Below are 26604 nucleotides of genomic sequence, written 5' to 3'. Positions count from 1 at the left end.
TTAATCCTATGGATATGCCAGCACCGAAATTTACTTGTTACTTTGTAACCTTAGTTCAAGCGCTTGCAATCGTGCAATGGTACCGACATCACACCAAAATCCATTAAACAAGGCACCACTAACTCTGTTTTGAGCCATTTGCGATCTCAACAACGGACCCAGTGCAAAGGCGCCCTGCGGCGTGTCATGAAATAGCGCAGGGTGATAAATGCCCATGCCCGAAAACGTGTACTTAACATCGCCACGTTCCTGCACTTGATGACCATTCAAAGCAAAATCGCCATTTGGATGCTGCTCAGGATTAGGCACTAACCATAAGTGAGCGAGCCTATCCGCAGCCAGTTGCGTGATTGGCGGTAATGCATCAATAAACACATCTCCATTAATCACTAAAAAAGGTTCGTCGCTTCCGTCCTCACACAATAAAGGCAAAGCGCGTTTAATGCCGCCGCCGGTTTCTAACGCACTCTCTTCGGCGCTATACCGAATGTGCACCCCAAAAGTGCTGCCATCGCCCAGTGCTTCAACTAACTTATGCCCTAGCCAAGCATGGTTGATGACGATATCGACTATGCCTATCGCGGCAAGTTTTTCAATATGATAAACAATCAGCGGCTTACCTAACACTGGCACCATAGGTTTAGGCAAACTATCCGTTAACGGCCGTAACCTTTCCCCTCGTCCAGCGGCCAAGATCATGGCTTTCATTGCTTAACCTCAGATGAAGACTGACTCACACTAAACGCAGGTAACACACGACGAGTTAACCAGTGTGCAAATGGCACGAGTTCGGGATACTGCAGCGATATGTCGACAATATACGTTAATGTCAGTGGAATATCCGCCATATAAGCAGGTTTACTATCGCGATAGTTTAATCGTGCAAAAATCCCCACCGCCTTAATGTGGCGCTGTAAGCCCATGAGATCAAACCAAGTTTGATATTGCTCAAAAGGAGTCTGTGCGGGAATAAAACTAAGCGCTAATGCTTGCTGATAATGATACCGCATCAAGTCTGCGACTAACGGCTGTGGCCAACGAATATAACAATCGCGTAGTAGTGATACCGCATCGTAAGTCACGGGACCAACGACAGCATCCTGAAAATCAATCACGCACAGCTTGTCCGCTTGCAGCATAAGATTACGGCTATGGAAATCCCTATGCATTCCCACACTAGGCTGAGATAGCGCATTGCCGACGAGGCGATCAAAAGTATCATTCAGCAATTGCAACTCTGCCGCGTCCAAAGACAAATTAAGATGTGTTCCTAACAGCCACTCAGTAAAAATGTGTAATTCACGGCGCACAAAGGCTTCATCGTAGTTAGGTAATGCCTGAACTAAACCGCTATCAAGATTTTTGCACTCAATCACAGCGGCCACTTGCGGTAATAAATCGAGCGCCTGACGGTAAAACCGTTCCACATTTTGTACCGTCAATACAGATAAGAGTTGGGTATCGCCCAAATCACTCATCAACATAAAACCCAAATCGGCATCGGCGTGGATTACTTTTGGAACTGTCAGTCCCACGGCTGAATAAGCATTCGACAGTGCAATAAAGGGGGCGATAGGCACTAACTGAGGCGGTGAATCGGCGGCGATAAAGGTGGCATCGGGCATCGAAATCCGAAAGTAACGCCTAAAACTTGCGTCTCCGGAAATCAACACAGGCATCACCTCACAGGAAAAATAAGCATTCAGCCACTGATTAAGGGAAAGAAATCTCGGATCGGATAAAGTCATTTCATGGCTCTTAAAGAAAAATTGCTTTATTATAGCTGGCATAGAATTTGGAAACAGCTAAGAAATTGAGAGATTTATTAAGCGATGTTGCGTTTGTCAATTGCAACTTTCCCCATCCATACTTGTCCAGAATAAGAAATCATAATTACTGACCTAAAGATGCAGATCCGATACCTTCTGGCCCTGAGCCTGTTACCGCAATTAGTCCTGGCAGACGACTCTCTAACCGCTTCGGCATCCCAATGCTTAATCGAACCGCCAGTACCCCGTATCGTATCTCAAACCCAAGGGATGAGTGCGGCTGAACTCAACAAAATACGTATTGCGTCTGATAACACCAATGCCGAAATGGGGAAGCAGGCGATTTTCCGTGGCGATGTGGTTTTTAGCCAAGGCGATAGGCACATAGCAGCCGATGAGGCGATTTTAGATCAAGCTACTGAACAGTTTGATGCCAATGGTAATTTAGTCTTTCAAGACAGTAACTTCACCGTTACAGCCGAATCCTTACAAGCTCAAATGCGGACAAACCGTGCCACCCTTAAAGGCGCACAATATTGGATCCATGGCCAACAAGTTCACGGTGATGCCGAAAAACTGCAAATTACTATCAATAACAATTTAATTTTAACGAATACCAACTTCACTACTTGCCCTCCTGACAATGTGTCTTGGCTACTCGAGGCCGAAAAGATCAAGATCAACAGTGAAGAAGAATGGGGCGAAATTTGGAATGCCAAACTAAGAATTGGCGGTGTACCTGTATTCTATATTCCCTACATGACAGTCCCCGTTTCAGACAAACGTAAATCTGGCTTTCTCTACCCTAGTTTTAGCACTAGCACTACTGATGGTGTCGAAATTTCCGCACCCTATTATTGGAATATTGCCCCAGAGTACGATTTAACATTTACACCTAGCTATATGTCAAACCGTGGTTTATTCACTAAAACAGAGTTTGGTTATCTGGCGGGTGAGGCCCAAAATGGCCGAGTCAATTTAGAATATCTAGGCAATGACAAATTGATCGATGGTAGCCCGAATCGCTACTTATATAACTGGCAGCATCAAGGGGCGATCGACAAAAATTGGCGCGTATTAGCGAATTTTACCGATGTATCAGATAACAATTATTTCAATGACTTAAAGTCAGATGTTAACCGTGCAACCGATAACCAGTTATCACGCATAGGTGAAATCAGCTACTTCGAAAGTAACTGGGATCTAAGCACCCGAGTACAAGATATTAAAGTACTGGGTGAGGATGAAAAACCATATCAAGTCATGCCTCAGGTTAACTTTAACTATCGCGCTGCTGATTTTTGGAACAATTTAGATTTTGGTTTCAATTCGGAGCTAACGAATTTTGCCCATCAGGACAACAATGTTAATACGGCGACTCGTTTGTACATGTCACCAAGCGTAACTCTGCCAATACATGGGCCTTCAGGCTCGCTCACCAGTCAAGTTAAGTTGATGCAGACCAATTATTGGCAGCATAACGAAGATCCAGACATAGTTGTTGACGACACAGTGAATCGCACCATCCCGCAGGTACGGATTAATGGTCAAATCAACTTCGAACGTTTTACTGAGCTTTTCGATCAAAACTACCGCCAAACGCTCGAGCCACAATTTCAATATCTTTATGTCGGCTACGAAGACCAACGCAACATAGGCATTTATGATACGGCTCAATTACAGGACGACTACTTTGGTCTATTCCGTGATCGTCGCTTCTCGGGTCTGGATCGGATTTCCGATGCAAATCAAGTCACTCTAGGAGTTACCACACGCCTGTTTGATAGTCACAACCAAGAAGCCACTAAATTCAGCCTAGGACAAATTTTTTACCTGCAAGACAGTAAAGTCGGTTACGAAGACAGTATTTTTGAGTCTAATCAATCAACTTCAGTACTTGCTGCAGAGTTAGATACCCGCTTGTCCCATGATTGGTATATGGGGGCTGCGATTCAGTACGATACCAACACCAGTGACAATAAAAAATCCGAAGTCACCTTAGATTTCAGACCTGAAGCGAATAAATTGCTGCAATTTAGCTATCGCTATGTCCCAGATTTATTGAACTCAAATACCAATGATACAGTGAACATCTCCCAAGCGGGCGTTCGTGGCGCTTGGCCAATCAGTGATGACCTCTACTTTGTTGGTAATTGGTATTATGACCTTAACGAAAGTCGCAGTATTGAAACTTACACAGGTATCCAGTACGAATCATGCTGTTACGCAGTAAGACTTAGTTATCATTACCGCATTAAAACCAACTATGACGACAATATAGGTTCTGCCACAATTGATCCTCGTGAGCAGTTTGATAGTGGTGTCTACCTGAACTTAATCATTAAGGGACTCGGTGGTTCTGGCCCATTAGGCGTATCCGATATGCTCAATGACGGCCTGTTTAACTACAGAAAACCGCTTTATCTGAGGAATTAGCAAAGAATTGTGATAGATTGCTGAACCTCAACAAGGACTCAGAGTCCAAACAGATTAATGAGTGCTTTACCGTTCACCTTTTGCTAAAGCGAATAAAAGCGGATCTTAAGGTCTAACCTTGCACTCAAATGCGTCGCCAAAAAATTACATTAGGGCAACTCACTGTAATTTCGATATAAATGGTAAAGTTATTTCAATTAAGCCGTCGAACCTGACCTTAGAACGTGCCAAGGATTTTGTGGATGAAACCCAGTAAACATCTGATTTTTGCTTTATTTGCACTCGCGATCAGCCAACCTACATTGGCCGCACCCCAGCCGCTCGACCGCGTTGCAGTCCAAATTAACGACGGCATAGTGCTCGAAAGTGAAATCACTAACATGATTGACACTGTTAAAGCGAATGCCAAAGCAGCAAACCAATCGTTACCTTCTGACAGTGCCCTGCGCACTCAGGTGATTGAGCGTTTAATCTTAACTCGCCTACAATTGCAAATGGCCAGTCGTATAGGGCTGAATATTGGTGACTTACAACTAGACCAAGCGATTGAAAACATCGCGCGTGAACAAAAAATGTCTGTCGCGCAGATGCAACAAAAAATTGAAAGCGAAGGTTTAAGTTTCAGCCAATACCGCGAACAATTGCGCGAAGAAATCACTCTAGGTGAAATTCAACGTATTCAAGTACAACGCCGTATTCAAGTATCACCACAGGAAATTACTAGCCTAGTCAAACTCATCCAAGAACAAGGGATGAAAGATGTGGAATACCAAATTGGCCATATCCTGATTGACGTGCCTAATAACCCCACCAGTGAACAACTCGAAGCATCAAGCAAACGCGCCAATATCGTATTAGAACGTTTGAAGAGTGGTGAGGATTTCCGTCGTACCGCTATCGCTTCTTCTTCAGGTCCTAAGGCACTCGAAGGCGGTATTTGGGATTATATGAACATCAACGAAATGCCAACTCTGTTCGCCGAAGTGATTAACGGTGCGAAAATGGGTGACATTATCGGCCCGATTAAGAGTGGTGCAGGTTTCCATATTATTAAGATCATGGATGCTCGCGGCCTACAAACCAAAGAAATTGAAGAAGTTAGAGCGCGCCACATTTTGCTCAAGCCATCGCCGATCCTGTCAGAAGACCGCGCTAAAGCCATGCTTGAGCAATTCCTGAAACAAATCCGCTCAGGTGAAGCTAAGTTTGAAGACCTAGCGCGTCAGTACTCAGAAGATCCTGGTTCGGCCACAAAAGGTGGTGAATTAGGTTGGGCAGAACCAAGCATTTACGTACCTGAGTTTGCTCAAACGCTCAATAGTTTGAAAAATGACCAAATTAGTGAGCCATTCCGTACGACTCACGGTTGGCATATCACTCAATTAGAAGAACGCAGAAAAACCGACGCCACAGATCAGTTCAATAGCAACCGTGCGCACCAGTTGATCTTCCGTCGCAAATTTAACGAAGAACTGCAAAACTGGCTAGACGAAATGCGTTCAGACGCATACATTGAAATCTTCCAGCCAGAGACCAATCGAGGTTAATTCTAATTGAGCACTAAACGTATTGCCGTTACCCCAGGCGAACCCGCAGGTATTGGCCCCGATTTAGTCGTACAACTCGCTCAGCAGGCTTGGCCTGCTGAGTTAGTCGTTTGTGCGGATCCAGAATTACTTGCGAGCCGCGCGAAACGACTCGGTTTGCAAGTGACTTTCCGCCCTTACCAGCCAAATCAAGCTCCTAAACCGCAAGAAGCGGGCACATTAACCATAGCGCCCTTTAAGTTAGTGAGCGAATCGATTTGTGGTCAGCTCGATGAGCAAAACAGCACTTATGTAGTTGAAACCTTGCGTTATGCGGGCGAAAAAAACATGAGCGGCGAGTTTGATGCTGTCGTGACAGGCCCAGTGCATAAAGGCATTATCAATCAAGCAGGTATTTCCTTTAGTGGCCATACTGAGTTTTTTGCCCATCAAGCAAATTGCCCCGATGTAGTGATGATGCTGGCAACGCCGGGTTTGCAAGTGGCACTCGTGACCACCCATATTCCTCTGGCCTATGTTGCAAAAGCCATAACACGCCAACGCTTACAGCATATTATCAAGATTCTACATGCCGATCTCATCAGCAAATTTGGCATAGTTTCACCGAAAATTTATGTCTGTGGTCTCAATCCACACGCAGGTGAAGACGGCCATTTAGGGCGTGAAGAAATCGACGTGATTATTCCTGCACTCAACGAGTTGCGAGAAGAGTTCCAGATGAATATTGTCGGCCCATTACCGGCCGATACTCTGTTCCAACCTAAATATTTACAGGACGCCGATGTCGTCTTGGCCATGTACCATGACCAAGGACTTCCCGTTCTCAAGTCACAAGGATTTGGCAAATCGGTAAACATCACCTTAGGTTTACCTTATATTCGTACCTCGGTTGACCACGGTACGGCGCTCGATCTCGCGGGTACAGGCAAGGCCGATATTGGCAGTTTTGTCTGTGCTCTGAATAAAGCCATTGAGTTATCCTCAAAGAACTAAACGATTACATTATTAATGAGCAACAAAGTACATTTAGGCCACACGGCCAGAAAGCGTTTCGGACAAAACTTCCTTACCGACGGCAATGTGATTGACCGCATTGTGGGTGCAATTGCACCCGATAATCACCATGTGATGGTCGAAATCGGCCCTGGCCTTGGTGCCTTAACTGAACCTGTAGCCGATGCTGTGGACAATCTGACTGTCGTCGAACTCGACCGCGATCTGGTTGAACGCTTACATCAACACCCAGTCCTTAAAAATAAACTGACTATTCACCAAGGTGATGCACTGCAGTTTGATTTTGGCCAACTGAGTGTGCCTGGCAAAAAAATGAAAGTATTCGGTAACTTACCTTACAATATTTCAACGCCGCTGATGTTCCACCTGTTCGAGTTTGCCGAACAGATTGAAACCATGCACTTTATGCTACAAAAAGAAGTGGTACTGCGTTTATCGGCAAGCCCAGGCTGTAAAGCCTATGGCCGTTTAACGGTCATGGCACAATACTTCTGCCAAGTGGTTCCGGTTCTCGAAGTACCGCCCCACAGCTTTACCCCTGCGCCTAAAGTGGACTCAGCAGTCGTACGCTTATTGCCATACGCCGTAAAGCCGTTCCCTTGTAAAGATGTGACCGTACTACGCCACCTTTGTACTACCGCATTCAACATGCGTCGTAAGACTCTGCGTAATAACTTAAAACACATGTTATCTGACAATGAGTTCGAGCAGTTAGGGATTGACTCAAGTCAACGCCCAGAACAGATTAGCGTGCAGCAGTATGTTGCTATGGCTAACATGGTTTGCGATAAGAAAGCATAAATATGTCAGGGTACTTAGGTGCCCTTAGACCAGAGCCTAGGAACTAGAATGAGCGCATTGGACACCTCCATTCGGGTCGAAGTCAAAACTGAGTATATAGAGCAGCAGTCCTCGCCCGAGGATGAAAAGTACCTCTTCAGTTACACCATCACTATCATCAATTTAGGTGAGCAAGCGGCTAAACTTGAAACTCGTCACTGGATAATCACTGATGCCAATGGCAACACCAGTGAAGTCCAAGGTGCCGGTGTTGTCGGTGAAACACCAACCATAGCGCCGAATACTGCCTATCAATACACCAGTGGTACTGTGCTCGATACGCCACTTGGCATAATGCACGGCACTTATGGTATGGTCAGCGAATCGGGTGAGCGTTTCCAGGCGACAATCCGTCCCTTCCGTTTAGCGACCCCAGGCTTACTACATTAATATCGTTAGGAAAGGGGTACTGTGGCGCATTATTTTGTTGGTGATATTCAAGGCTGTTTCGCTGAGTTACAAAAATTACTCGCTAAGGTCGATTTTAATCCTTCCCGCGATGAACTCTGGGCTGTAGGTGATCTTGTTGCACGTGGACCTGACTCCTTAGCTACGCTACGGTTTTTTCGCTCCTTAGGTGATTCCGCTAAAACGGTTTTAGGTAACCACGATCTCCATCTAATGGCATTACACGGTAAGCTCAAACGCGCTAAGCCCAGCGATAATCTCACTGAAATTCTAGAATCCCCCGATATCTCAGCCTCAATTGACTGGCTGAGACAACAACCTCTTATGCGTGAATTACCTGAACACCAACTCATTATGAGTCATGCGGGTGTACCACCTAAGTGGTCGCTGGAGGTATTAAGAGAAGAATCCGCACTCGTCAGTCGCGCGCTCAAGCACGATGATTATCTTGAGACATTAATAAGCCAAATGTATTCAGATACCGCCGAGCAATGGGATCCAAGTGCAATTGGCATAGAGCGCTTACGTTATTGCATCAATGCATTAACACGCATGCGCTATCTTTATGTCGATGGCCGACTTGATTTTGATTGCAAACAACCTCCTGAAAACTGTACTAATCCACAACTCAAACCTTGGTTTGAGTTTGCTTCGCCGCTGCGCCAAAGTCATACCTTAGTATTTGGCCATTGGGCTGCGCTAATGGGCAAAGTCGACGATACTAAATTAAAGGCTTTAGATACAGGCTGTTGCTGGGGTGAGCACTTAACCTTATGGCATCTTGAAAAAGACCAAAAAATTACGCAAAAAAAGTTAAAAAAGAGTTAAACTAAAACAGCTTAAAGTCGATAACAGACTGAACCGCCTAACCCTGAATATCACCCTGTTTTCATTTGGAAAAATATAATAAAAATCGGAGTATCCTATGAAATTTAATGTAGCCACCAGAGTGATTGGCGGATTTGGTATTGTCACACTTTTACTCGTGTTGCTAGGATTTACATCTTATTTAACCAACAATAGCCTAAAAGCTAGCTCTGCTATGATGCAAGAATTAAGCTTGCCCGCGCTGAAATCGACAAACCATCTTAGTGAAGCATTGAGTGAGCAACAAAGACAAATCCTCATTGCCTATAACACCCCTAGATCGGCAAATATCCCGAATATTCGTAAAGTGTTCGAAGACCATGGGACTCAGTTCAAAAACGAAATTGCCACCCTCACTCAGTTAGTCAAGAGCCAGCAGAATCTATCTTCTTTAATTGCCCAATTAAGCGGCAGCTTTGCCACCTTTGAGCGAGATAGTATTGCCATGATCGCCGAACGTGAGGCCTCATTGAGCAAGCAAGAACAGCTAGTTGAACTAAAGAAAAAGCTCGAAAATGCCGCCGATGATGCCTCATCGGAACTGCTCGATATTGTTGATTTAGAAAGCAGTCAGAATCCCGATGAGCAGAGTCTTGCTGCATCAGCCAGCGCGATTGATACTAGTCTCGGAAATATCATCACCACTATTGCAGATTTAGTAACGAATGACGAAGACAGTAAGCATGAACTGATCTCAAAGGAACTTGACTACATTATCAGCGAAACCAAGAACAAACTTGAATATGTGAATCGTCACGGTCAAGGTATCGTCGAAGCGGATACCTTAAGCTCGGTCACTAAAGATATCGAAAAAGTATTAGCGCTCGTCACCGGTCCTCAATCTATGTTGCTGCTAAAATCGAGTCAGCTCTCCCACTCCAAAGAAGCTGTGATAAAACTAGGCATTATCGAAAAAGATGTGAAAGTCATCAATTCCAACATGAATGATGTCAGCGATAACATCGAACTTGTTGCCGCGAACATGAGCAATGACACCATAGCCAAGATTGACTCTGCCAGCATACAAACCATGATTGTCGTGTTAATAGCAATCATTGTCGCTGTGATTGTGAGTTTTGCTGTGGTGAATCCGTTAAAACGCTCACTCAGCCAAGTGAACAATGCCCTGAACGTCTTAGCCTCAGGTAACCTTACCCATAAACTAGATGACTCTGGACACGATGAATTTGCCGAACTAGCAAAAAACTGTAATCGTCTCGTCGATAGCTTACGCAGTTTAATCATAGGTATTTTAGATAGGTCAAATCAACTTGCCGCGGCAGCCGAACAAACATCAGCAATCACAGCGCAAACCACCTCAGGCATACAAGAACAAAAAAGCCAAGTTGACCAAGTGGCTACTGCGACAACTGAACTTAGCTCTAGTGCTCAGCAGGTGTCTTTAAGTGCCAATCAAGCCCTTGAGCAAATCAAACAGGCTGATCAAGAAACTCAGCACATGCGTGCCATTGCGCAAGAGAACAAACTGACTATTTTGGCTTTAGCCGATGAAGTCGCCAAGGCAGGCGTTGTGATCAATAAAGTGCAGTCGGACAGCGCCTCAATTGGCTCAATCTTGGATGTGATCCGCGGCATTGCAGAGCAGACTAACCTACTCGCCCTTAACGCCGCCATTGAAGCAGCTAGAGCCGGCGAACAAGGTCGTGGTTTTGCAGTAGTTGCCGATGAAGTCCGTAGCTTAGCCTCACGCACTCAGGTATCGACCCGAGAGATCCAACAGATGATTGAAGTGTTGCAGCAAGGTGCAGAACAAGCCGTTGCCGCCATGGATATGGGACGCGCTCAGGCCAATGCCTGCGTTGAAAAAACTGAGCAAGCCAACATTGCCCTCGAAACAATTAGCCAATCAGTGCATAAGGCCTATGACTCAGGCACTCATATCGCCCATGCTGCTCAAGAGCAGAATTTAGTCAGCCAGCAAGTGTCTGAAAAACTAGAGCATATTGCAGCCATTTCGGAAGAAACCGCTATCGGCGCAGATCAAACGGCTCAGTCTAGCCATCAAGTCGCCAAACTAGCCGAAGAGCTTCAAGCTTCAGTCGGCGAATTTAGAGTCTAAATTTTAATGATTAAAATCCTCTAAACCAAGGGTCGCTTAGCGGCCCTTTCTTTTGGGCCAAATTTACTTTCCCTATCATACCAATCACTCGGTCTGATCGACTTAGTGCAAATTAGGGCCATAAAAAATGCCGAACTTAATTTCGGCATTTTTTCTGATTCAAGGCAAGATGTTTAATGCAAAGCGCTTAATACTCGTCGCCTAATATAACTAAGCTGCAAATAGAGCTAAAGTGCCGCGAATTCGGAGCAACGAGTCCAGCTCAGCAATTACTCTTCTTCACCGCCCGCAGCAGCACCAAGACGCTCTTTCACTGCAGCAGTAATTGGGCTAGCGCCATGACCGTTTGCTTCAGCCCAAGCTTGGATTGTCATCCCATCAGCTTCAGCAACACTCAATTCAGTCGCCGACAAACGCTTAGCCACAAACTCACCGGTATCGTTCGCACTCGCACCGTAAGCGGTGCGCAATAGACTTGCACCATCGCAACTGATACCACTGTAAATCTGACGTAACTTAACGCGGCTTTCTTTTAACTTTTTACGTAAGCGGTTTTTGTCGTTAGCTTTTACATAATCACAAAGACTCGCTACGAGTGGATCTTCCCCCGCAACAGCAGAGGTTGGTACAGCAATAGAACTAAATCCAATTAACGCAGCCAAGGCCACAGGCATAAGACGCATCCGATACTCCTTAATACTTTCTTATAGTTTTATTATCAATTCTGTATGGGCTGCATCTATTGTCTAAATGATATTGACCTCTTGGCTTTAGCTCTCGTTCGAAATCTAGGATAACGAAATAGGCTATCTCTTTCCGTGAAAACTAAATGTCCGATATGATGCAATACGTTAGATAAACTGACGCCCCATACACACAGGGTACACAACAGAATCTGCAATTTAACATTTTTTTACCAAATTGATAAAGCGATATTCCAAACCAGCAGCATTTATACTCGCCAAAGATTCAGTTTCCTTCCAAGTCCCATCGTCCCAGTGGGGGAAAAATGTATCGCCTTCCACCTCAAGATTGATTTGCGTCAAATATAAGATATCGGCGCAGGGCAATAACTCGGCATAAAGCTGGCCACCACCTATAACCACTAACTCTTCACATTCACCAGCAGCTTGTTTGGCTGCATCAAATGAGGTCACACAGGTCACGCCCTCAATCACAAGATCCGTTTGGCGTGAAATCACTATGTTATGTCGACCAGGAAGGGGCCTACCGATTGACTCAAAGGTCTTACGTCCCATCACAACAGGCTTGCCTAGGGTCATCGCTTTAAAATGACGTAGATCTTCTGGAAGATGCCATGGCATTTTATTATCTTTTCCGATGACTCGATTGTTTGCCATCGCGGCTATCATAGCAATGCGCATGCTCACTCCTGTTTTATGGAAATAGAATTATTGAATGACGGGGCGGGTCCTGAAATACAGCAAACTCGGCATGGCCAAACCCACGGCTAACGCCCCTAGAATAAAGACGGTTTTGAGGCCATTACTAATCACTTGCCCCGTCAGTTCAGGACTGACTTGAGATTGAGCGGTCAATTGCACTAAGGCAATCACAGTATTAAATGCATAAGTGCCTGGGATCATAGGAATAATCGCGGCGACAGCATACATTAAAGGTGGCGCTAAGTGGCGCTTACCAAACCCTATGGTAATAATCCCTACTAATGCCGCGGCGGCGAAGGTTGCCCACTCGATTGGCAGACCAAACTGTAACATTAAAGTACGGGAACTATGGCCAATGGCTCCCGCTAAAGCGCAGTAAGGAAGAAATCGTTTAGGAACATTAAATACCATAGCAAATCCTACGGCGGGGATGGCAGAGAAAAATGCATCGTGCAGCAGCGTTATCAGTAATTCCATCATAGGAAAATTCCACCGATCTGCATCGCAATCGTAATGCCAATCACAGAAGAAACGGTCAGCAAAGTAGCATGACCCCAGCGTGATATACCGACATTCATGTGCCCTTTTACCATGTCGGAAATCGCATTAATCATCGGAAAACCCGGCACTAACATCAGCACACTCGCGGCCATTGCAGCCTTAGGAGTTTCACTTAACTCAAACAAATAACCCGTTTGAGCCAGCATACTGGTGACGAAAGCAGTGATGGCAAAATTGACTAATAAATTAAAATGCCGCTTAGCAATTGCTAAACGTACCGACATACCTACTGCCGCGGCAAAAAAAGTAATCACGCATGCAGTGAGATCGCCATTAAATAAATGACAGAAGCTAGCGCACGACAGGCCAATCATGAATACCACTAAGCTTGGAGGATAGGTTTTAGGTTCAATCCGCGCCAAGCGTTTACGCACTTCATTTGGGCCATACAGCCCCTTTTCCGCGAGTAAACAGATACGTTGCAATTCACAGACGACTGTCATGTTAATGCCATGCTCACGAATACGACGAGTAGTTGTGATACAGCGACCATGAACCAAACTGGTTAACACGAGGGAATTGGAGGAAATAGAGAGCTCTACGCTGGCAAGACCTAAAGCCTGACCTAGACGCTGGCTGATTTCTTCAACTAAATCAGATTCCGCGCCGTAGGCCAGTAGCAATTGTGCAGCACGCACAACTTGCCGAGTAATATCATTTTGAGTATCAGCGTACACAGAACTCTCAAAACTCAAAGATTACTATTATCTTTGGTAAATAACTTCTACGTCGTAGTCGTCATCATCAAAGTCGTCGTCATCATCTTCATCAACATAATCTTCATTCAATGAATCAAGGTTTGCTTGATGATAATTATCCCACTTGAACTCAACTTCACTATCTGGGTCGACTTCATTGTCTTCAGGTGGAAGACTCGCAATGTAATCGAGGAGTTTTAATGCCAACTCACTGGTACCGTCGCGGTTATAGGCGGAGATAGTATAAACATCGCCTTCCCAACCCATTTCTTTAACGATACGATCAACCTTCTCTTGCAGCTCTTCTTCAAGCAGCAGATCGGTTTTGTTAAAGACTAACCAACGCGGCTTACTCGCCAACTTTGGAGAATATTTCTCAAGCTCACCTACGATAGCGCGCGCAGACTCAACCGGATCGGTTCCGTCAATCGGCTCAATATCTATGATATGCAGCAGAATACGGCAACGCTCAAGATGCTTTAAGAAGCGAATACCTAAACCCGCACCATCGGCAGCGCCTTCGATGAGACCAGGAATATCCGCAATCACAAAGCTTTGCCCAGGACGTGGATTAACCACACCTAAGTTAGGCACCAGTGTTGTAAACGGATAATCAGCCACTTTCGGCGTTGCACGGGAAACCGCACGAATGAATGTCGACTTACCCGCGTTAGGCATGCCAAGCAAACCAACGTCAGCCAGCAGTAACAACTCTAATTTAAGGCTACGAACTTCACCGGGTGTCCCTAACGTCTTTTGACGTGGGGCACGGTTAGTACTGCTCTTAAAACGGGTGTTACCTAAACCATGGAAACCACCTTTGGCAACCAATAGCTTTTGACCGTGGGTTGTTAAATCCCCAAGGACTTCTTCAGTATCATGATCGACCGCGCGAGTACCAACAGGAACTTTTAAGATCAGATCTTTACCGCTATGACCAGTACAATCACGGCCACGACCATTTTCGCCACGTTCAGCCATGTGAAAACGTTCAAAACGGAACTCGATCAAAGTGTTGAAGTTTTCGTCAGCCTGCAGAAAAACACTGCCACCGTCGCCACCATCACCACCATCAGGACCACCATCAGGTACATACTTTTCGCGCCTAAAGCTAACACAACCGCTACCGCCGTCGCCTGCTTCGACCCTAATTACTGCCTCATCGACAAACTTCATACTTACTCCTGGCACCACTGAATGAAGCAATTATACCGTCTAACTTCATTGGTCGCCAAAAAACTCGAGATACTTTGCTCCCAATCTTACCTGTCAATGCTCATTCTTGGTAATCATTTACCAACTCAAGCATCTACACGGCGTAAATAGAAGCACAAAAAACAGAAAGCCCCACCAATGGCGGGGCTTTAACAGTATAAGCTAGGTTCGAAAGTTAAGCTTCGATGCTAATAAACTTACGGTTATTAGCGCCTTTAACTTCGAATTTAACTTTACCGTCAGTCAGAGCAAACAGAGTATGGTCACGACCAATACCTACGTTTACACCAGCGTGGAATTTAGTACCACGTTGACGAACAATAATGTTACCAGCTAGAACTGATTCACCGCCAAAGCGCTTAACACCTAGACGTTTACTTTCTGAATCGCGGCCGTTACGAGTAGAACCGCCAGCTTTTTTATGTGCCATGAGTTAGACTCCTATTATGCGTTGATAGCAGTAATTTTAACTTCAGTGAACCACTGACGGTGGCCCATTTTCTTGTCGTGGTGCTTACGACGACGGAACTTAACGATAGTAACTTTATCGCCACGACCGTGACTTACAACTTCAGCAACGACTTTACCGCCAGCTACTAAAGGAGCACCAACATGCACTGTTTCGCCATCAGCGATCAAAAGAACTTGATCGAACTCGATAGTTTCGCCAGTTGCAACTTCTAACTTTTCTAAACGTACTGTGTGGCCTTCAGCTACACGGTGTTGTTTACCACCACTTTGAAAAACAGCGTACATAGCTATTTTACTCCAATTCCTAACACGCCGGCTCATTCTTGGATGAGGCAGGGTGCTACAAAAACTTTATTGACAATGGGCGCGGAGTTTACGCGAAGAATACAACTCTGGCAAGCCCTAATTAGGAAAGAATAAAAAAAGACCGGATTAACTCTCACATTAGTTGAGCTAGTGCTGTCATATGTCAGAATTTTAGGTAAAATTCATTTCATTATAACACGTGAGCCTAAACAGGGGCCGGGTACGTAATGACCCCACAACCAGAGTCTATTATGGATTTAAACGCTATTCGTCAACTGGCTGACACTGATATGCAAGCAGTCAATCAGCTGATATATAAACAGCTTGAATCAGATGTCGCCCTAATTAATCAATTAGGTTTTTACATTATTAATGGTGGTGGTAAACGTCTTCGTCCTCTGCTGTCGGTTCTAGCCGCACGTGCGGTGAGCTACGAAGGCGAAGCACATCTTAAGCTAGCGGCGATTATTGAGTTTATCCATACAGCCTCATTGCTCCATGATGATGTAGTTGATGAATCGACGTTACGCCGCGGACGAGAAACCGCCAATGCACTGTTTGGCAATAGTGCCAGTGTGCTAGTCGGGGATTTCCTTTATACCCGCTCATTCCAGATGATGACTGAACTTGACAACATGAAAGTGCTCAGAGTGTTAGCTGATACGACTAACGTGTTGGCCGAGGGTGAAGTCTTACAGCTGATGAATTGCAATGACCCAGACACCACTGAAGAAAGCTATATGCGGGTCATTTATTGCAAAACTGCCAAGTTATTTGAAGCCGCTACGCTACTCGCGGGCGTGCTAGCAGGTGCAACGCCTGAGCAAGAAACCGCCTTAGGCAACTATGGTAAGTATCTCGGCACCGCCTTTCAGCTTACCGACGACTTACTCGACTATACCGCCGACAGTGACGAGCTAGGAAAGAATATTGGCGATGACCTTGCCGAAGGTAAACCGACGCTGCCACTCATCTATGCCATTGCCCATGGCACAGACGAAGAGAAACAGCTCATACGTCAAGCAATTGAGCAAGGTGATGGTACTCAGGCCATAGATAAAATCGTAGCAGCACTGCACCATTGCGGCGCGTTAAACTACACCCAACAAAAAGCAATTGAAGAATCAGAGAAAGCCATCGCGGCATTATCTGCTTTACCCGATAGCGACTATAAGCAAGCCTTAGTAACGCTAGCTAAGATTTCGGTCGACAGAAACCACTGATTGCTAACTAATGTAATTTCGCCCCAAAAATAAGGTCTTACTCAGTAAGACCTTTTTTATTGCTTTAACCGCAATCCTAAAATCAAACCTGCCAAAGGATCGGCGTTTCGCCTCGCTCAAGCAATAATTGATTCACTTGAGAGAAATGCCCACAACCAAAAAAACCGCGATAAGCCGATAAAGGTGAAGGATGTGGTCCTGTGAGCACTTGATGTTGCGGTGCGTTAACGACTTGACCCTTTTTAATGGCATGACTACCCCAAAGCACGAAAATAATCGGCTGAGTCTGCCGATTTAATAATTCCAGCACCGCAGTCGTAAAGACTTCCCACCCGGCTTTGGCATGGGAATGCGCCTTGCCTTGCTCAACGGTCAGCACCGTATTGAGCATCAATATCCCCTGCTCCGCCCATGCGGATAAATCGCCATGGGATGGCACAACAAAACCGTCAATATCCGTCGCTAATTCTTTGTACATATTGGCTAAAGATGGCGGTGGTTTTATCCCGCATTTAACCGAAAAACATAAACCATGGGCTTGATCTGGGCCGTGATAGGGATCTTGGCCAATCAAAACCACTCTGACTTGTTCAAGGGGCGTCATACTAAAAGCATTGAAAACATCAACTTCGGGTGGATAAACTACTTTCCCAGCCCTGCGTTCATTGTCAACAAATGCGCTTAGTTGCTGAAAATAAGGCAAAGCTCTTTGCTCATCGATAAATGTTTGCCATGTCGCCTGAGTCACTATTTTACTTCCTCAATTCTATAATCGGGTTAGCTTAAAAGTCCTGTAGTAGTATGGCAAGTTTGCAGACCTTACCTGCCGCTAAGTAATACCACTAAACCTGCTAGGTCTCACGTTAAGACTTTCAATTTAAAACATTCGAAATTAAGTGATATAGTGCGCCCATTCTCGCACACTCTGATACGTAATGATGATCCAACATTCTGATAAATCAATTCAAAGACATCAAACGGGTTTCACCTTAATTGAACTTGTGGTGGTCATCATAGTGCTCGGTATTTTAGCCGTAGTGGCCCTGCCAAAATTTATCAATGTGCAACAAGATGCTCAAATTGCAACAGTTAAAGCGGCAGGCGGAGGCTTTAAATCAGCCATCAATCTGGCACGTTCCGTATGGGCTGTAAAAGTGGGCTCAGGTCCAAAAGAGGATTTACCCGTATTTGGTACGGCACAATCCGAACAAATAGATTTCAACGCCTTCGGTTGGCCAGCACAACACTATATCCATGGTAATGAGGCCTCTCCGGCACTCGATAATGTCGAAGACTGTATATCGGTATGGGAAGTATTATTTCAAAATGCCCAGCCAAGTGTCTCGCGCTTGAATATTGATGCGACTGAAACCGACTATAAAGCCAGTTATACCGATCCTGGCCAGTGCACTTATTTGTATCGAACAAACGATAAACTGTCGATTAATTATGACTCCCATACAGGAGTCGTCATTACCGACACAGATCCCAATAGTTAATGCCTGACGATTCCTTCTTACACCAATTAAGTTAGAATCGAACTTTAATCTGTTACTTTTTTAGAGTGAACGCCATGACCGACACGAGCAGCACCACCATTTACGAACTTGCCGATCAGTTTATTGCCTTAGCCAATCAGCTAAGCCAACAAGAAGCAGATGTAGGTAAAGTTGGCACAGCACTCCGTTTTGCCGCAGCACGTTTTAATGCCTTCGAAGCCGCGATTAAATCAGCGGATCTCGGTGCAGAAAAAGAGAGCGCATTAGAATGGTTTAGCAGTGAATTCAAAGAAATGCTGAGTGACAACTTAGACGACCACATTGCCAATCCACCCATTATCCAAGAAAGTGTGGCAGAAGAAGCTGATAATTCTGTGCAAATGTTTAAAGGCTAATCACGCCTTGATTTAAATGCATAGCCATAAACAAACACGCCATCGATTGATGGCGTGTTTGTTATTTAAAACCAATGATTTTAGATAGATCACTAAAGCGTGTACACCACACGGATCGCCAGCAATATTAATACTACGCCAGACAACTTATCAATTAACCCCGCTTTTTCTCTCAACTTAGGCAACACACTCGAGTGGGATAGCAATAAGGCTATCAAAGTGTACCAAAGACCATCGACCACTAACGGTGTAAAGACAATTAATGCTTTAGCCGTCATGCTGTCGGCGACCATCACAAATTGGCTGAATAACGCAAGAAAAAATAGCATTATCTTAGGGTTGAATAAAGAAATGGCGATACCATCACGGGCGGCAGTTAAGGTATCCGTCGCCTCCCCTGCAGCCAATTTAGCTTGCATACCGCCATTAGAACGCAGCGCTTGAACTCCCATCCAAGCAAGGTATAAGGCACCGAGAATCGCAATGCCATTAAAGACTAAGGGCGCCTTTTTAAGGACTACGGCTAAGCCCAGTAACGTCACCAGCGCATAGATCCCAATCCCTATCGAGTGTGCCCAAGCACAGACGATCCCCTTTCCCCGCCCACCACCTAAAGTATGACGTACTACCATAGTCAAACTTGGGCCCGGCGACATAGCCCCCAAACAACAAATAGCCAATAAACCTAACCAAGTACTCCAACTCATTGATGACACCTTTCGCCGAATAAAAAAGCCCACTGCTGGGCCTTAAACTTGCTTGCTATTCTAACATCGCGCCATCAAGGCGTTAACGCTAATAAATCCATTTTCAATAAATGAACAGTTATTTAAGAGAACCCCAAATGCGATAATCCCATAAATTCACACTGATTTAAGCCGTTAACCGCTAAGATTAGCGCTAACCTAAGTCTTTATAGCCAAACCTTAATACCTAAGCCTTCATCGCTATTATCACAAAGGCGATTCTCAATCAGGAAATTTTATGAACACTATAACGCTGACCAGTATTTTTATTCTTTGCCTATTAATAGGTGCGATCTTATTGCTGCTTTGGCAAAGACAAAAAGGTAAAACCATACCGCTGACGGTGATTTTTGTGCTGGGATTTTTCGCCTTAGGACTCAGTGCTATTATTGGATTTGTGCACAAAAGCGAGGATTACCAAGCCTATCAAAAACTACAATGGCACACCTTAGCCCCAGAGAAAATCGCGCCTCTGGTTGCCCAAGGCTATACCGTCTTTGTCGATATTACCTCTGATTGGTGCACCATCTGCCAAACGAATAAAGCGGAAGTCACCCACAGGGAGCAAATTGTAAATGCCTTGATGGCCGACAATATCATTCTGATGCAAGGAAACTGGAGTGAGGCGAATAAAACGATTGAAACCTATATGCGCCACGAAGGAGTGCCCGGCACGCCCTACAATAAAATTTATGGTCCAAGCGCTCCCAATGGAATTCTCTTGCCATCAAAGCTCAGTATGAGTGATGTGTTAAATGGTTTAGCTGCCGCGCAAACGAATCGTAACTAAGCACTAAACCATATTTAGGACGAGTCAAATACGAATAAAAAAGGCTGCATTGCAGCCTTTTTGCTTACTTCACTTCTATTTATAAAAGCCAAATTTCTTGAAAGGTGGGTTAGAAATCGCTTCTATAAATTGGCTTACTCATTAAAAACGGTAATTCACTCGACCATAGTAAAAACCGCCGTTGTAATCGAATGGCCCACTTTCATAATAAACGCCACCGAGTTCACCCAAGGTCCCTTCTTTCAGCTTTTGCGCTTCTTGATCAAATAGATTATTAGCCCCCACCGCCAGGGTTAAGCCATCAAGTAATTGATAGCTCATTTCAAGATCGACGGTCACTGCAGCATCAGCCATTTCAGAGCCCCAGTCAGAGGTATCATCAGCGTGAGTCGCATAGTACTCACCAAAATAGTTACCACGTAGTGACAGGGTTACCTTGTCCCATGACTGTGCCCAAGTTAAGGTGGCACGGTGCGCTGGGATACCATCTTCTAATCGACGAACTTTACCCGCATCGGTCGTTTTAAGATCAAACTTATCAACGCTGGTATCGGTCCAACCATAGGCAAGACTGAACTTAGCATTACCCGATAGGATTTCCGCATCATAGGAAGCGACGATATCGATACCTTGAGTGGTAGTATCAAAGTCGTTGGTGTAATAACTCACGCCTTGGATCAACTCAGGGAACTCAACCCCAGCGGCACGTAGCGCATCATAATCTGTAGCCTCAACATCAATCTTACTCGACTGTGCAATACGGCCCTCTACGCCAATGTTGTAGTAATCGACCGTTAAGAAGAAGCTTTCGTACTCATATACAGCCCCAATCGCATAACTAATCGACTCTTCTGGCTTTAACACTTCACCACCGTAAAATGCCGCAAGCGGATCGGTTGGGGGGGCAATAAAGGTCTGGATCAATTCACCATCGATGATCGATGTCTGGGTATTCACCACGTTTTCTTGGCCAACCGTTGGAGCACGAAAGCCGGTGCTGTGTGAGGCGCGGAACGACAATTCATCCGTTGCAGAATACTGCAACGTCAATTTGTAATTTAACGTATCACCAAAGGTTGAAAAGTCTTCGTAGCGCAGTGCTAAACCGAGTAACCAGTCATCACTTAAATAAGCTTCTAAATCAGTATAAATACCTATGTTATGACGTGAGTTTTTACCCGCAGACTCTGGGCCAAAGCCTTTAAAACCATGCGCACCAATGTTGAAACCTTGACTAGCATAAGGGCCAGCAATCCACGAGGCTTCATCACCTTGAGAAATCTCAAACGACTCATTTCGCCATTCAAAACCAGAAGCAAAACTAATGTCTTCAATGCCTCCTAAGGTTATGAAGCGCGAGAAATCGAGGTTAACGGTAGTTTCAACTTGCTCATAAGCACCCGTATCGAAATCCGTCGGGGTATCTAATCCCAGTGATGGATTCAACGAATTTTTAAGACCAAAACTGGCTTTGTTCGCCCCCGTACCAGCACTGAAATCATAATTCCATTCACCGATATCGCCTTTTACACCTGCGAAGAAGGACATATCTTCAATGGTGCCGGTGAACTGTGGCGTATAGCCACCTGGAAATATCTGGTTCATAGCAAAGCAATTTGGGTCGGCAACCATCGCCTTGTATGCATCAGTGTCGAGTACGTTGCCGTCACTATCAGGAATACCGTCGTTATTTGTATCAATTTTAGGAATAGGCACTGCCGCACAAGTCGTTTTATCACCATTAACCGCGCCCACGAGTAAATTCTGACCCTCGTCATTGGAATACACGTTGCTACGATTTTGCGGGTAACGATAATAGAAGCCTCCCACGGCATCGCGGGAAGACAGATTACCAAAGGCATAGGCATGCATGTTGGCATTAATGTCTAAGCCTGAGTTGATGAACACTGAATAGTCATCATTAATTTCAGGATTACCCCACACTTGTGCGGGGTCATTAATCGCGGTATTACCCTGCTCGGCTAAGTTAGCCGCATCAGGACGCTGCACACTACGGCTAGTGGAGTCAGCATTTTTATACTGGAAGCTTAAATTGACGAAGCCATTTTCAGTCACAGGTAAACCGACATCACCTTCGACCGTAGTTGTAGCACCATCACCCTCGTAATATTCTCCTTGGGTCACAGTGATGGAACCACCCTCGGAATTATCTTTTAAAACAAAGTTCATGACTCCGGCAATCGCATCCGACCCATACTGCGCCGCAGCGCCGCAGCGCCGTCGCGCAATACTTCAACTTGCTTTAATGCAGAACCAGGAATAACTGAGATATCAGGACCTTGAGCGCCATCGTTAATACCACCACCTTGGAACGCAATCACAGATGCACGGTGACGACGCTTACCGTTGACTAGCACTAGCGTACTGTCTGATGGCAAACCCCGTAAATTAACGGGACGAACTAAGGTTGCTGCATCACTAATGGGTTGAGCGCGTGAGTTAAACGATGGCACCGAAGTCACTAACATATCAATCATGTCAGTCGAACCATTCTTTTTAAGGTCGTCACTACTAATAATATCAATAGGAACGGGGGAATCGCCGATTGAGCGTGGCGCAGCACGGGACCCTACAACTGCAATTTTTTCAACGTTCTCATTTTTAACAGCCGTCTCATCTTCTTCTGCTATTGCCTGCGGACTGATTAAACTACCAGACAAGGCTAGAGTAATCGCCAAACTCACTGCACTTAATCCAAACTTCTGCTTCTTTGAGGTCATCATATTCATCCCAACTGCTTATTATTTTTAGAATACCTGACCTGCTTTGTGCGATTCTCGTCCCTAAACCTTGCTACCACGGCCAACACAAAATCACATTGCACAAACATTTTTATAACACAAATTAAACAATATCCAATGTTAAATCAGACTTTTGAATGAATATTAGTCATTTATCTTTTATATCAATTTCTTAGATGAAAATATTTTTTAGAGTATGGCACCAAGTAAAATGTACTCGAACGGCAAAAAGTGTGAGCAGAAAAATCACCAAAGAAAAAATGCTTAAAGGGCATAATCAAAAACACGATATATCGCGTCACAGTACTTAAGGTATACTCAGAAAATACCGCCAAAACCAGAGTAAGACAGATGACCAATAAGATTTCAGTCAATAATGAAAAATCGATAGATAAGCATTTCTTACCGGAAAACCAGTTATTGCTCAACGCTGTCGGCGAAGGTATTTATGGATTTGATTTAAGCGGTAATGCGGTGTTTATCAATCCGGCAGCCGAACGCATGACGGGTTGGAAGAATGAAGAGCTACTCGGTAAAAACATCCATAACTGTCATCATCACAGCCATGCAGATGGCAGTCATTATCCCCAAGAGGATTGTCCAATTTACAACACCTTAAAGGATGGGATCACCCGAGAAATCACTCACGATGTATTTTGGCGTAAAGATGGCAGTAGCTTCCCCGTTCATTACAGTTCCACCCCTGTTTACCGTGACAATCAACTGATTGGCGTAGTCGCGATATTTCGCGACATTAGTATTCAAAAACAAACAGAGCAGTCATTACGCCAAGCCCTAGCTCAAGTACAAGCACTCTCGGAGCGACTCGCCTCTGAAAATCATTATCTACAGGCAGAGTTGGCAGACAAAACGGGTGATGTGGATATTTCGGGTGCCAGTACAGTGATCCGCCATATGATCCAGCAATTGCACATGGTGGCCAATACCGACAGTACTGTGCTCATTTGTGGTGAAAATGGCACAGGAAAAGAACTCGTTGCCCGTAACTTACATCAGCTCAGTCGCCGCAAAGATAAACCCATGATCAGTGTCAACTGTGCCGCGTTTTCGGCATCTTTACTAGAAAGTGAACTCTTTGGTCATGAGAAGGGGGCATTTACTGGCGCCACAAGCCGCCGTAAAGGTCGCTTCGAACTTGCTCATCAAGGCACACTGTTCCTCGACGAAGTCGCTGAACTCAGTTTAGAAGCCCAATCAAAACTACTACGAGTCATCCAAGAACAATCCTTCGAACGTCTCGGTGGCAGCGAAACCATTCAAGTGGATATTCGCTTAGTCGCCGCCAGTCACCACGATTTACTCAAGCGAGTCGAACAGGGATTATTTAGGATGGATCTCTATTACCGTTTGAATGTATTCCCTATTCAAGTACCACCACTGCGCGCAAGAATCGAAGATATTCCCGAACTCGTCAGCCATATTCTGCACAACTTGAATCGTAAGTTAGGTAAAAAAATTCGTGGAGTGAGCCAAAAAGGGCTACAAAAACTCATGGCTTATACTTGGCCCGGCAATGTGCGCGAACTGCAAAATATCCTCGAACGCGAAGCCATTCTATCACAAGGAGATATTCTGCAGATCCATGCGATGCCGAGCAATAATCCCTTAGCTCAAACCCAAGGGCAAACCTTAGCGGAAGCGGAAGCGCTGCATATAGAACAAACCCTTAAACGCTTAAACTGGCGCATATCCGGCCCTCTCGGCGCAGCGAATGTCCTCGGTGTGCCCGCAAGTACACTGAGATCGCGAATGAAAAAACTGGGGATCCAGCGTCAATCGAGTGAAATCTAATTCAAAACGAGCACACTAAAAACGCGATATATCGCCAATGTGTGATATATCGTGATCCGCATCTAGTTACAATCACAAAATAATTATAAATATCATGATGTTGAGCCAATTAAAACTTGGCCTAGTGCTTGCTATAGGGAGGCGAATCTTATTTAAGCCGTTAGGACCCTTTATGCCCAAGAGCGAAGTTACCCCAAATTCTCCAAGTGTAAATAAGAGTGTGGGCGCAAAACCTGCCTCAGTAGAGCTACACATTCCGGTTAAAAACCTCTCTACTGAAACCGCAACAAAAAGTCGTCTCCCCTCTGGCAATATCCATTTCCGTGAGCAAAAAGGTGATTTTCAGCGCCTGCGAACCATGATGAATAGCCTATTGATCGTGATGTTTTTCGCCCTGCCGTTTATCTCTATTGATGGCCGCCAAGCAATACTGTTAGATATCAGCCAACAACAGTTTTTCTTCTTTGGTATCACGCTCTGGCCACAGGACTTTACCTTGCTGGCATGGATTTTTATCGCCGCCGCCTTCGGTCTGTTTTTCATTACCGTATTTTGGGGCCGTGTTTGGTGCGGTTACCTTTGCCCACAAACAGCGTGGACCTTTATCTATGTGTGGATAGAAACGCGCATCGAAGGCAGCAGTAATAAACGTAAGCAGCTCGATAAAGCCCCTTGGACTAGCAGTAAAATCGGTAAAAGAAGTGCAAAGCACTTACTTTGGGGTCTAACAGCTCTGCTCACTGGCTGTGGTTTTATCGGTTATTTTATTCCCGCCCGCGAACTTTATGTGGACATCTTGACGGGTAATGCCAGCTTCTGGGTGACAAGCTGGGTGTGGTTTTTCGCCATTTGTACTTATCTCAATGCGGGCTGGATGCGCGAGCAAATGTGCTTACATTGCTGCCCCTATTCACGTTTCCAAGCTGTGATGTTCGATGCCAACACTAAAACCGTGACCTATGATGCACAGCGCGGTGAAGCCCGTGGCCCTCGCAAACGTAAACAAGAGAACAATCAAGATAACCATACTTTAGGTGACTGTGTTGACTGTAATTTGTGTGTCGAAGTTTGCCCAACAGGGATAGATATTCGTAACGGCTTGCAATATGAGTGCATCAACTGCGGCGCCTGTGTCGATGCCTGTAATGAGACTATGTTGAAGTTCGATTACAAGCAGAATCTTATCGGTTATATGAGTGAAAATGATCTTAAGGGAGTGAATTACTCCTATTGGCGCTCGCCGCGTTTCTTAGGCTACGGTGCAGCGGTCATTATCATGTTTATCGTCATAGGGTTAGACTTAAATAGCCGCAGCGAGATCCAGCTTAACGTGATCCGTGATCGCCAAAGCTTGTACCGTGAAACCTCGGATAATAAAGTTGAAAATACCTATCAGCTGAAGATCCGCAACAAGACACAAGATACTAAGCAATATCAACTCGCCGTCGACAGTGAAATGCCCTTTAGCTTGATTGCCGATCCTATTATTACCTTGGCAGCGGGTGAACAAGTGGACTATCCCGTCACAGTATTAGCCGATAAGGATGCCATCCCCTCGGGGCGCAAAATTATCCAATTCTCGGTGACGGATGTTAAACAGCCAACACAACAAGTAAGCCAAGAAACCGGATTCTTCAGTCCTTAGCACTAAGCTTTTAGCGCTTAATATGAGTTACCGTAACATTGGTCATCATCAAATTAACTAGCCAATCGGCGCTTGAGGAATCAACTCAAGCGCCGGTTAAAGGCAGAAATTCAT

General features: G+C 45.1%; 24 protein-coding genes and 1 pseudogene. 13 read left to right on the top strand and 12 right to left on the bottom strand.

Going from position 1 to position 26604, the window contains the following annotated elements:
* Positions 1-30: 30 nt before the first annotated feature.
* Together murU and L5M11_RS10405 are read right to left on the bottom strand one after the other, a co-directional pair.
* On the bottom strand, positions 31-708 hold the full coding sequence (gene murU, locus L5M11_RS10410) for an N-acetylmuramate alpha-1-phosphate uridylyltransferase MurU (protein ID WP_263192044.1): 678 nt from the start codon (positions 706-708) through the stop codon (positions 31-33).
* Positions 705-1748, bottom strand: coding sequence for an aminoglycoside phosphotransferase family protein (locus L5M11_RS10405; protein WP_263192043.1), 1044 nt, complete (start codon positions 1746-1748; stop codon positions 705-707). The genes murU and L5M11_RS10405 overlap by 4 nt, the downstream gene beginning before the upstream one ends.
* 159 nt (positions 1749-1907) lie before the next feature.
* Here L5M11_RS10405 and lptD point away from each other — a divergent pair, with 159 nt between their 5' ends.
* The 7 genes from lptD (at position 1908) to L5M11_RS10370 (ending at position 10961) form a co-directional block, all read left to right on the top strand.
* The gene (lptD, locus tag L5M11_RS10400; protein ID WP_173246378.1) at positions 1908-4205 is read left to right on the top strand and encodes an LPS assembly protein LptD; all 2298 of its coding nucleotides are present in this window, start codon (positions 1908-1910) and stop codon (positions 4203-4205) included.
* A 242-nt stretch (positions 4206-4447) separates the two neighbouring features.
* On the top strand, positions 4448-5752 hold the full coding sequence (gene surA, locus L5M11_RS10395; RefSeq protein WP_105249993.1) for a peptidylprolyl isomerase SurA: 1305 nt from the start codon (positions 4448-4450) through the stop codon (positions 5750-5752).
* 6 nt (positions 5753-5758) lie between these two features.
* Entirely contained in the window at positions 5759-6745 is a 987-nt protein-coding gene (gene pdxA / locus L5M11_RS10390; protein ID WP_105249994.1) for a 4-hydroxythreonine-4-phosphate dehydrogenase PdxA, read from the top strand.
* Between the two features lie 15 nt (positions 6746-6760).
* A complete protein-coding gene (rsmA, locus tag L5M11_RS10385; RefSeq protein WP_263192041.1) occupies positions 6761-7567 on the top strand; it encodes a 16S rRNA (adenine(1518)-N(6)/adenine(1519)-N(6))-dimethyltransferase RsmA in 807 nt (268 codons plus the stop codon).
* A 48-nt stretch (positions 7568-7615) separates the two neighbouring features.
* The gene (apaG, locus tag L5M11_RS10380) at positions 7616-7996 is read left to right on the top strand and encodes a Co2+/Mg2+ efflux protein ApaG (protein ID WP_028761528.1); all 381 of its coding nucleotides are present in this window, start codon (positions 7616-7618) and stop codon (positions 7994-7996) included.
* 21 nt (positions 7997-8017) lie between these two features.
* Complete coding sequence (locus tag L5M11_RS10375) at positions 8018-8842, top strand: symmetrical bis(5'-nucleosyl)-tetraphosphatase (RefSeq protein ID WP_263192039.1); 825 nt, start codon at positions 8018-8020, stop codon at positions 8840-8842.
* 97 nt (positions 8843-8939) lie between these two features.
* Entirely contained in the window at positions 8940-10961 is a 2022-nt protein-coding gene (locus L5M11_RS10370; RefSeq protein ID WP_263192038.1) for a methyl-accepting chemotaxis protein, read from the top strand.
* A gap of 269 nt (positions 10962-11230) precedes the next feature.
* Here L5M11_RS10370 and L5M11_RS10365 read toward each other — a convergent pair whose 3' ends face one another.
* From L5M11_RS10365 to rplU, 7 genes are all read right to left on the bottom strand, one after another.
* Positions 11231-11644 (bottom strand): DUF3718 domain-containing protein, encoded by a 414-nt coding sequence (locus tag L5M11_RS10365; protein ID WP_105249997.1) that lies wholly within the window; start codon positions 11642-11644, stop codon positions 11231-11233.
* A 219-nt stretch (positions 11645-11863) separates the two neighbouring features.
* On the bottom strand, positions 11864-12346 hold the full coding sequence (folA, locus tag L5M11_RS10360; RefSeq protein WP_028761532.1) for a type 3 dihydrofolate reductase: 483 nt from the start codon (positions 12344-12346) through the stop codon (positions 11864-11866).
* Positions 12347-12373: 27 nt separating this feature from the next.
* Positions 12374-12847, bottom strand: a complete 474-nt coding sequence (locus L5M11_RS10355; RefSeq protein WP_113939894.1) for a threonine/serine exporter family protein — start codon at positions 12845-12847, stop codon at positions 12374-12376.
* Positions 12844-13605, bottom strand: coding sequence for a threonine/serine exporter family protein (locus L5M11_RS10350; RefSeq protein ID WP_113939893.1), 762 nt, complete (start codon positions 13603-13605; stop codon positions 12844-12846). The genes L5M11_RS10355 and L5M11_RS10350 overlap by 4 nt, the downstream gene beginning before the upstream one ends.
* A gap of 27 nt (positions 13606-13632) precedes the next feature.
* Positions 13633-14802: an Obg family GTPase CgtA gene (gene cgtA / locus L5M11_RS10345; RefSeq protein ID WP_105250000.1), complete on the bottom strand. Its 1170-nt coding sequence runs from the start codon at positions 14800-14802 to the stop codon at positions 13633-13635.
* Positions 14803-15016: 214 nt separating this feature from the next.
* Positions 15017-15271: a 50S ribosomal protein L27 gene (rpmA, locus tag L5M11_RS10340; protein ID WP_006080527.1), complete on the bottom strand. Its 255-nt coding sequence runs from the start codon at positions 15269-15271 to the stop codon at positions 15017-15019.
* A 14-nt stretch (positions 15272-15285) separates the two neighbouring features.
* Positions 15286-15597 carry a 50S ribosomal protein L21 gene (rplU, locus tag L5M11_RS10335; protein WP_006080526.1) on the bottom strand — a complete coding sequence of 104 codons (312 nt, stop codon included), beginning with the start codon at positions 15595-15597 and terminating at the stop codon, positions 15286-15288.
* A 272-nt stretch (positions 15598-15869) separates the two neighbouring features.
* Between rplU and ispB the strand changes: the two genes are divergently transcribed.
* Entirely contained in the window at positions 15870-16841 is a 972-nt protein-coding gene (ispB, locus tag L5M11_RS10330; RefSeq protein WP_049821790.1) for an octaprenyl diphosphate synthase, read from the top strand.
* Between the two features lie 82 nt (positions 16842-16923).
* On the opposite strand, the gene ung is transcribed toward ispB, so the two are convergent.
* Positions 16924-17589 carry a uracil-DNA glycosylase gene (gene ung / locus L5M11_RS10325; RefSeq protein WP_028761537.1) on the bottom strand — a complete coding sequence of 222 codons (666 nt, stop codon included), beginning with the start codon at positions 17587-17589 and terminating at the stop codon, positions 16924-16926.
* A 187-nt stretch (positions 17590-17776) separates the two neighbouring features.
* Here ung and L5M11_RS10320 point away from each other — a divergent pair, with 187 nt between their 5' ends.
* A complete protein-coding gene (locus tag L5M11_RS10320) occupies positions 17777-18340 on the top strand; it encodes a Tfp pilus assembly protein FimT/FimU (protein WP_028761538.1) in 564 nt (187 codons plus the stop codon).
* Positions 18341-18414: 74 nt separating this feature from the next.
* A complete protein-coding gene (locus L5M11_RS10315; protein ID WP_105250001.1) occupies positions 18415-18735 on the top strand; it encodes a DUF3144 domain-containing protein in 321 nt (106 codons plus the stop codon).
* A 92-nt stretch (positions 18736-18827) separates the two neighbouring features.
* Here L5M11_RS10315 and L5M11_RS10310 read toward each other — a convergent pair whose 3' ends face one another.
* Positions 18828-19442 carry a LysE family translocator gene (locus L5M11_RS10310; protein ID WP_105250002.1) on the bottom strand — a complete coding sequence of 205 codons (615 nt, stop codon included), beginning with the start codon at positions 19440-19442 and terminating at the stop codon, positions 18828-18830.
* 277 nt (positions 19443-19719) lie between these two features.
* Here L5M11_RS10310 and L5M11_RS10305 point away from each other — a divergent pair, with 277 nt between their 5' ends.
* Positions 19720-20271 carry a thioredoxin family protein gene (locus tag L5M11_RS10305; RefSeq protein ID WP_105250003.1) on the top strand — a complete coding sequence of 184 codons (552 nt, stop codon included), beginning with the start codon at positions 19720-19722 and terminating at the stop codon, positions 20269-20271.
* 141 nt (positions 20272-20412) lie between these two features.
* On the opposite strand, the pseudogene L5M11_RS10300 reads toward L5M11_RS10305, so the two are convergent.
* Positions 20413-23015: pseudogene (locus tag L5M11_RS10300) on the bottom strand (TonB-dependent receptor plug domain-containing protein).
* A 369-nt stretch (positions 23016-23384) separates the two neighbouring features.
* Between L5M11_RS10300 and L5M11_RS10295 the strand changes: the two are divergent.
* Together L5M11_RS10295 and ccoG are read left to right on the top strand one after the other, a co-directional pair.
* On the top strand, positions 23385-24845 hold the full coding sequence (locus L5M11_RS10295; RefSeq protein WP_105250005.1) for a sigma-54 interaction domain-containing protein: 1461 nt from the start codon (positions 23385-23387) through the stop codon (positions 24843-24845).
* 172 nt (positions 24846-25017) lie between these two features.
* Positions 25018-26490, top strand: coding sequence for a cytochrome c oxidase accessory protein CcoG (ccoG, locus tag L5M11_RS10290; protein WP_263192036.1), 1473 nt, complete (start codon positions 25018-25020; stop codon positions 26488-26490).
* The last annotated feature ends 114 nt before the right edge of the window (positions 26491-26604 follow it).

It is taken from the genome of Shewanella sp. SM87 (assembly GCF_025653705.1).
In the GTDB taxonomy this organism is placed as follows: Bacteria; Pseudomonadota; Gammaproteobacteria; order Enterobacterales; family Shewanellaceae; genus Shewanella; species Shewanella oncorhynchi.
Note: the sequence above shows the minus strand (reverse complement) of the source record. Positions and strands in the feature narration are given on the sequence as shown.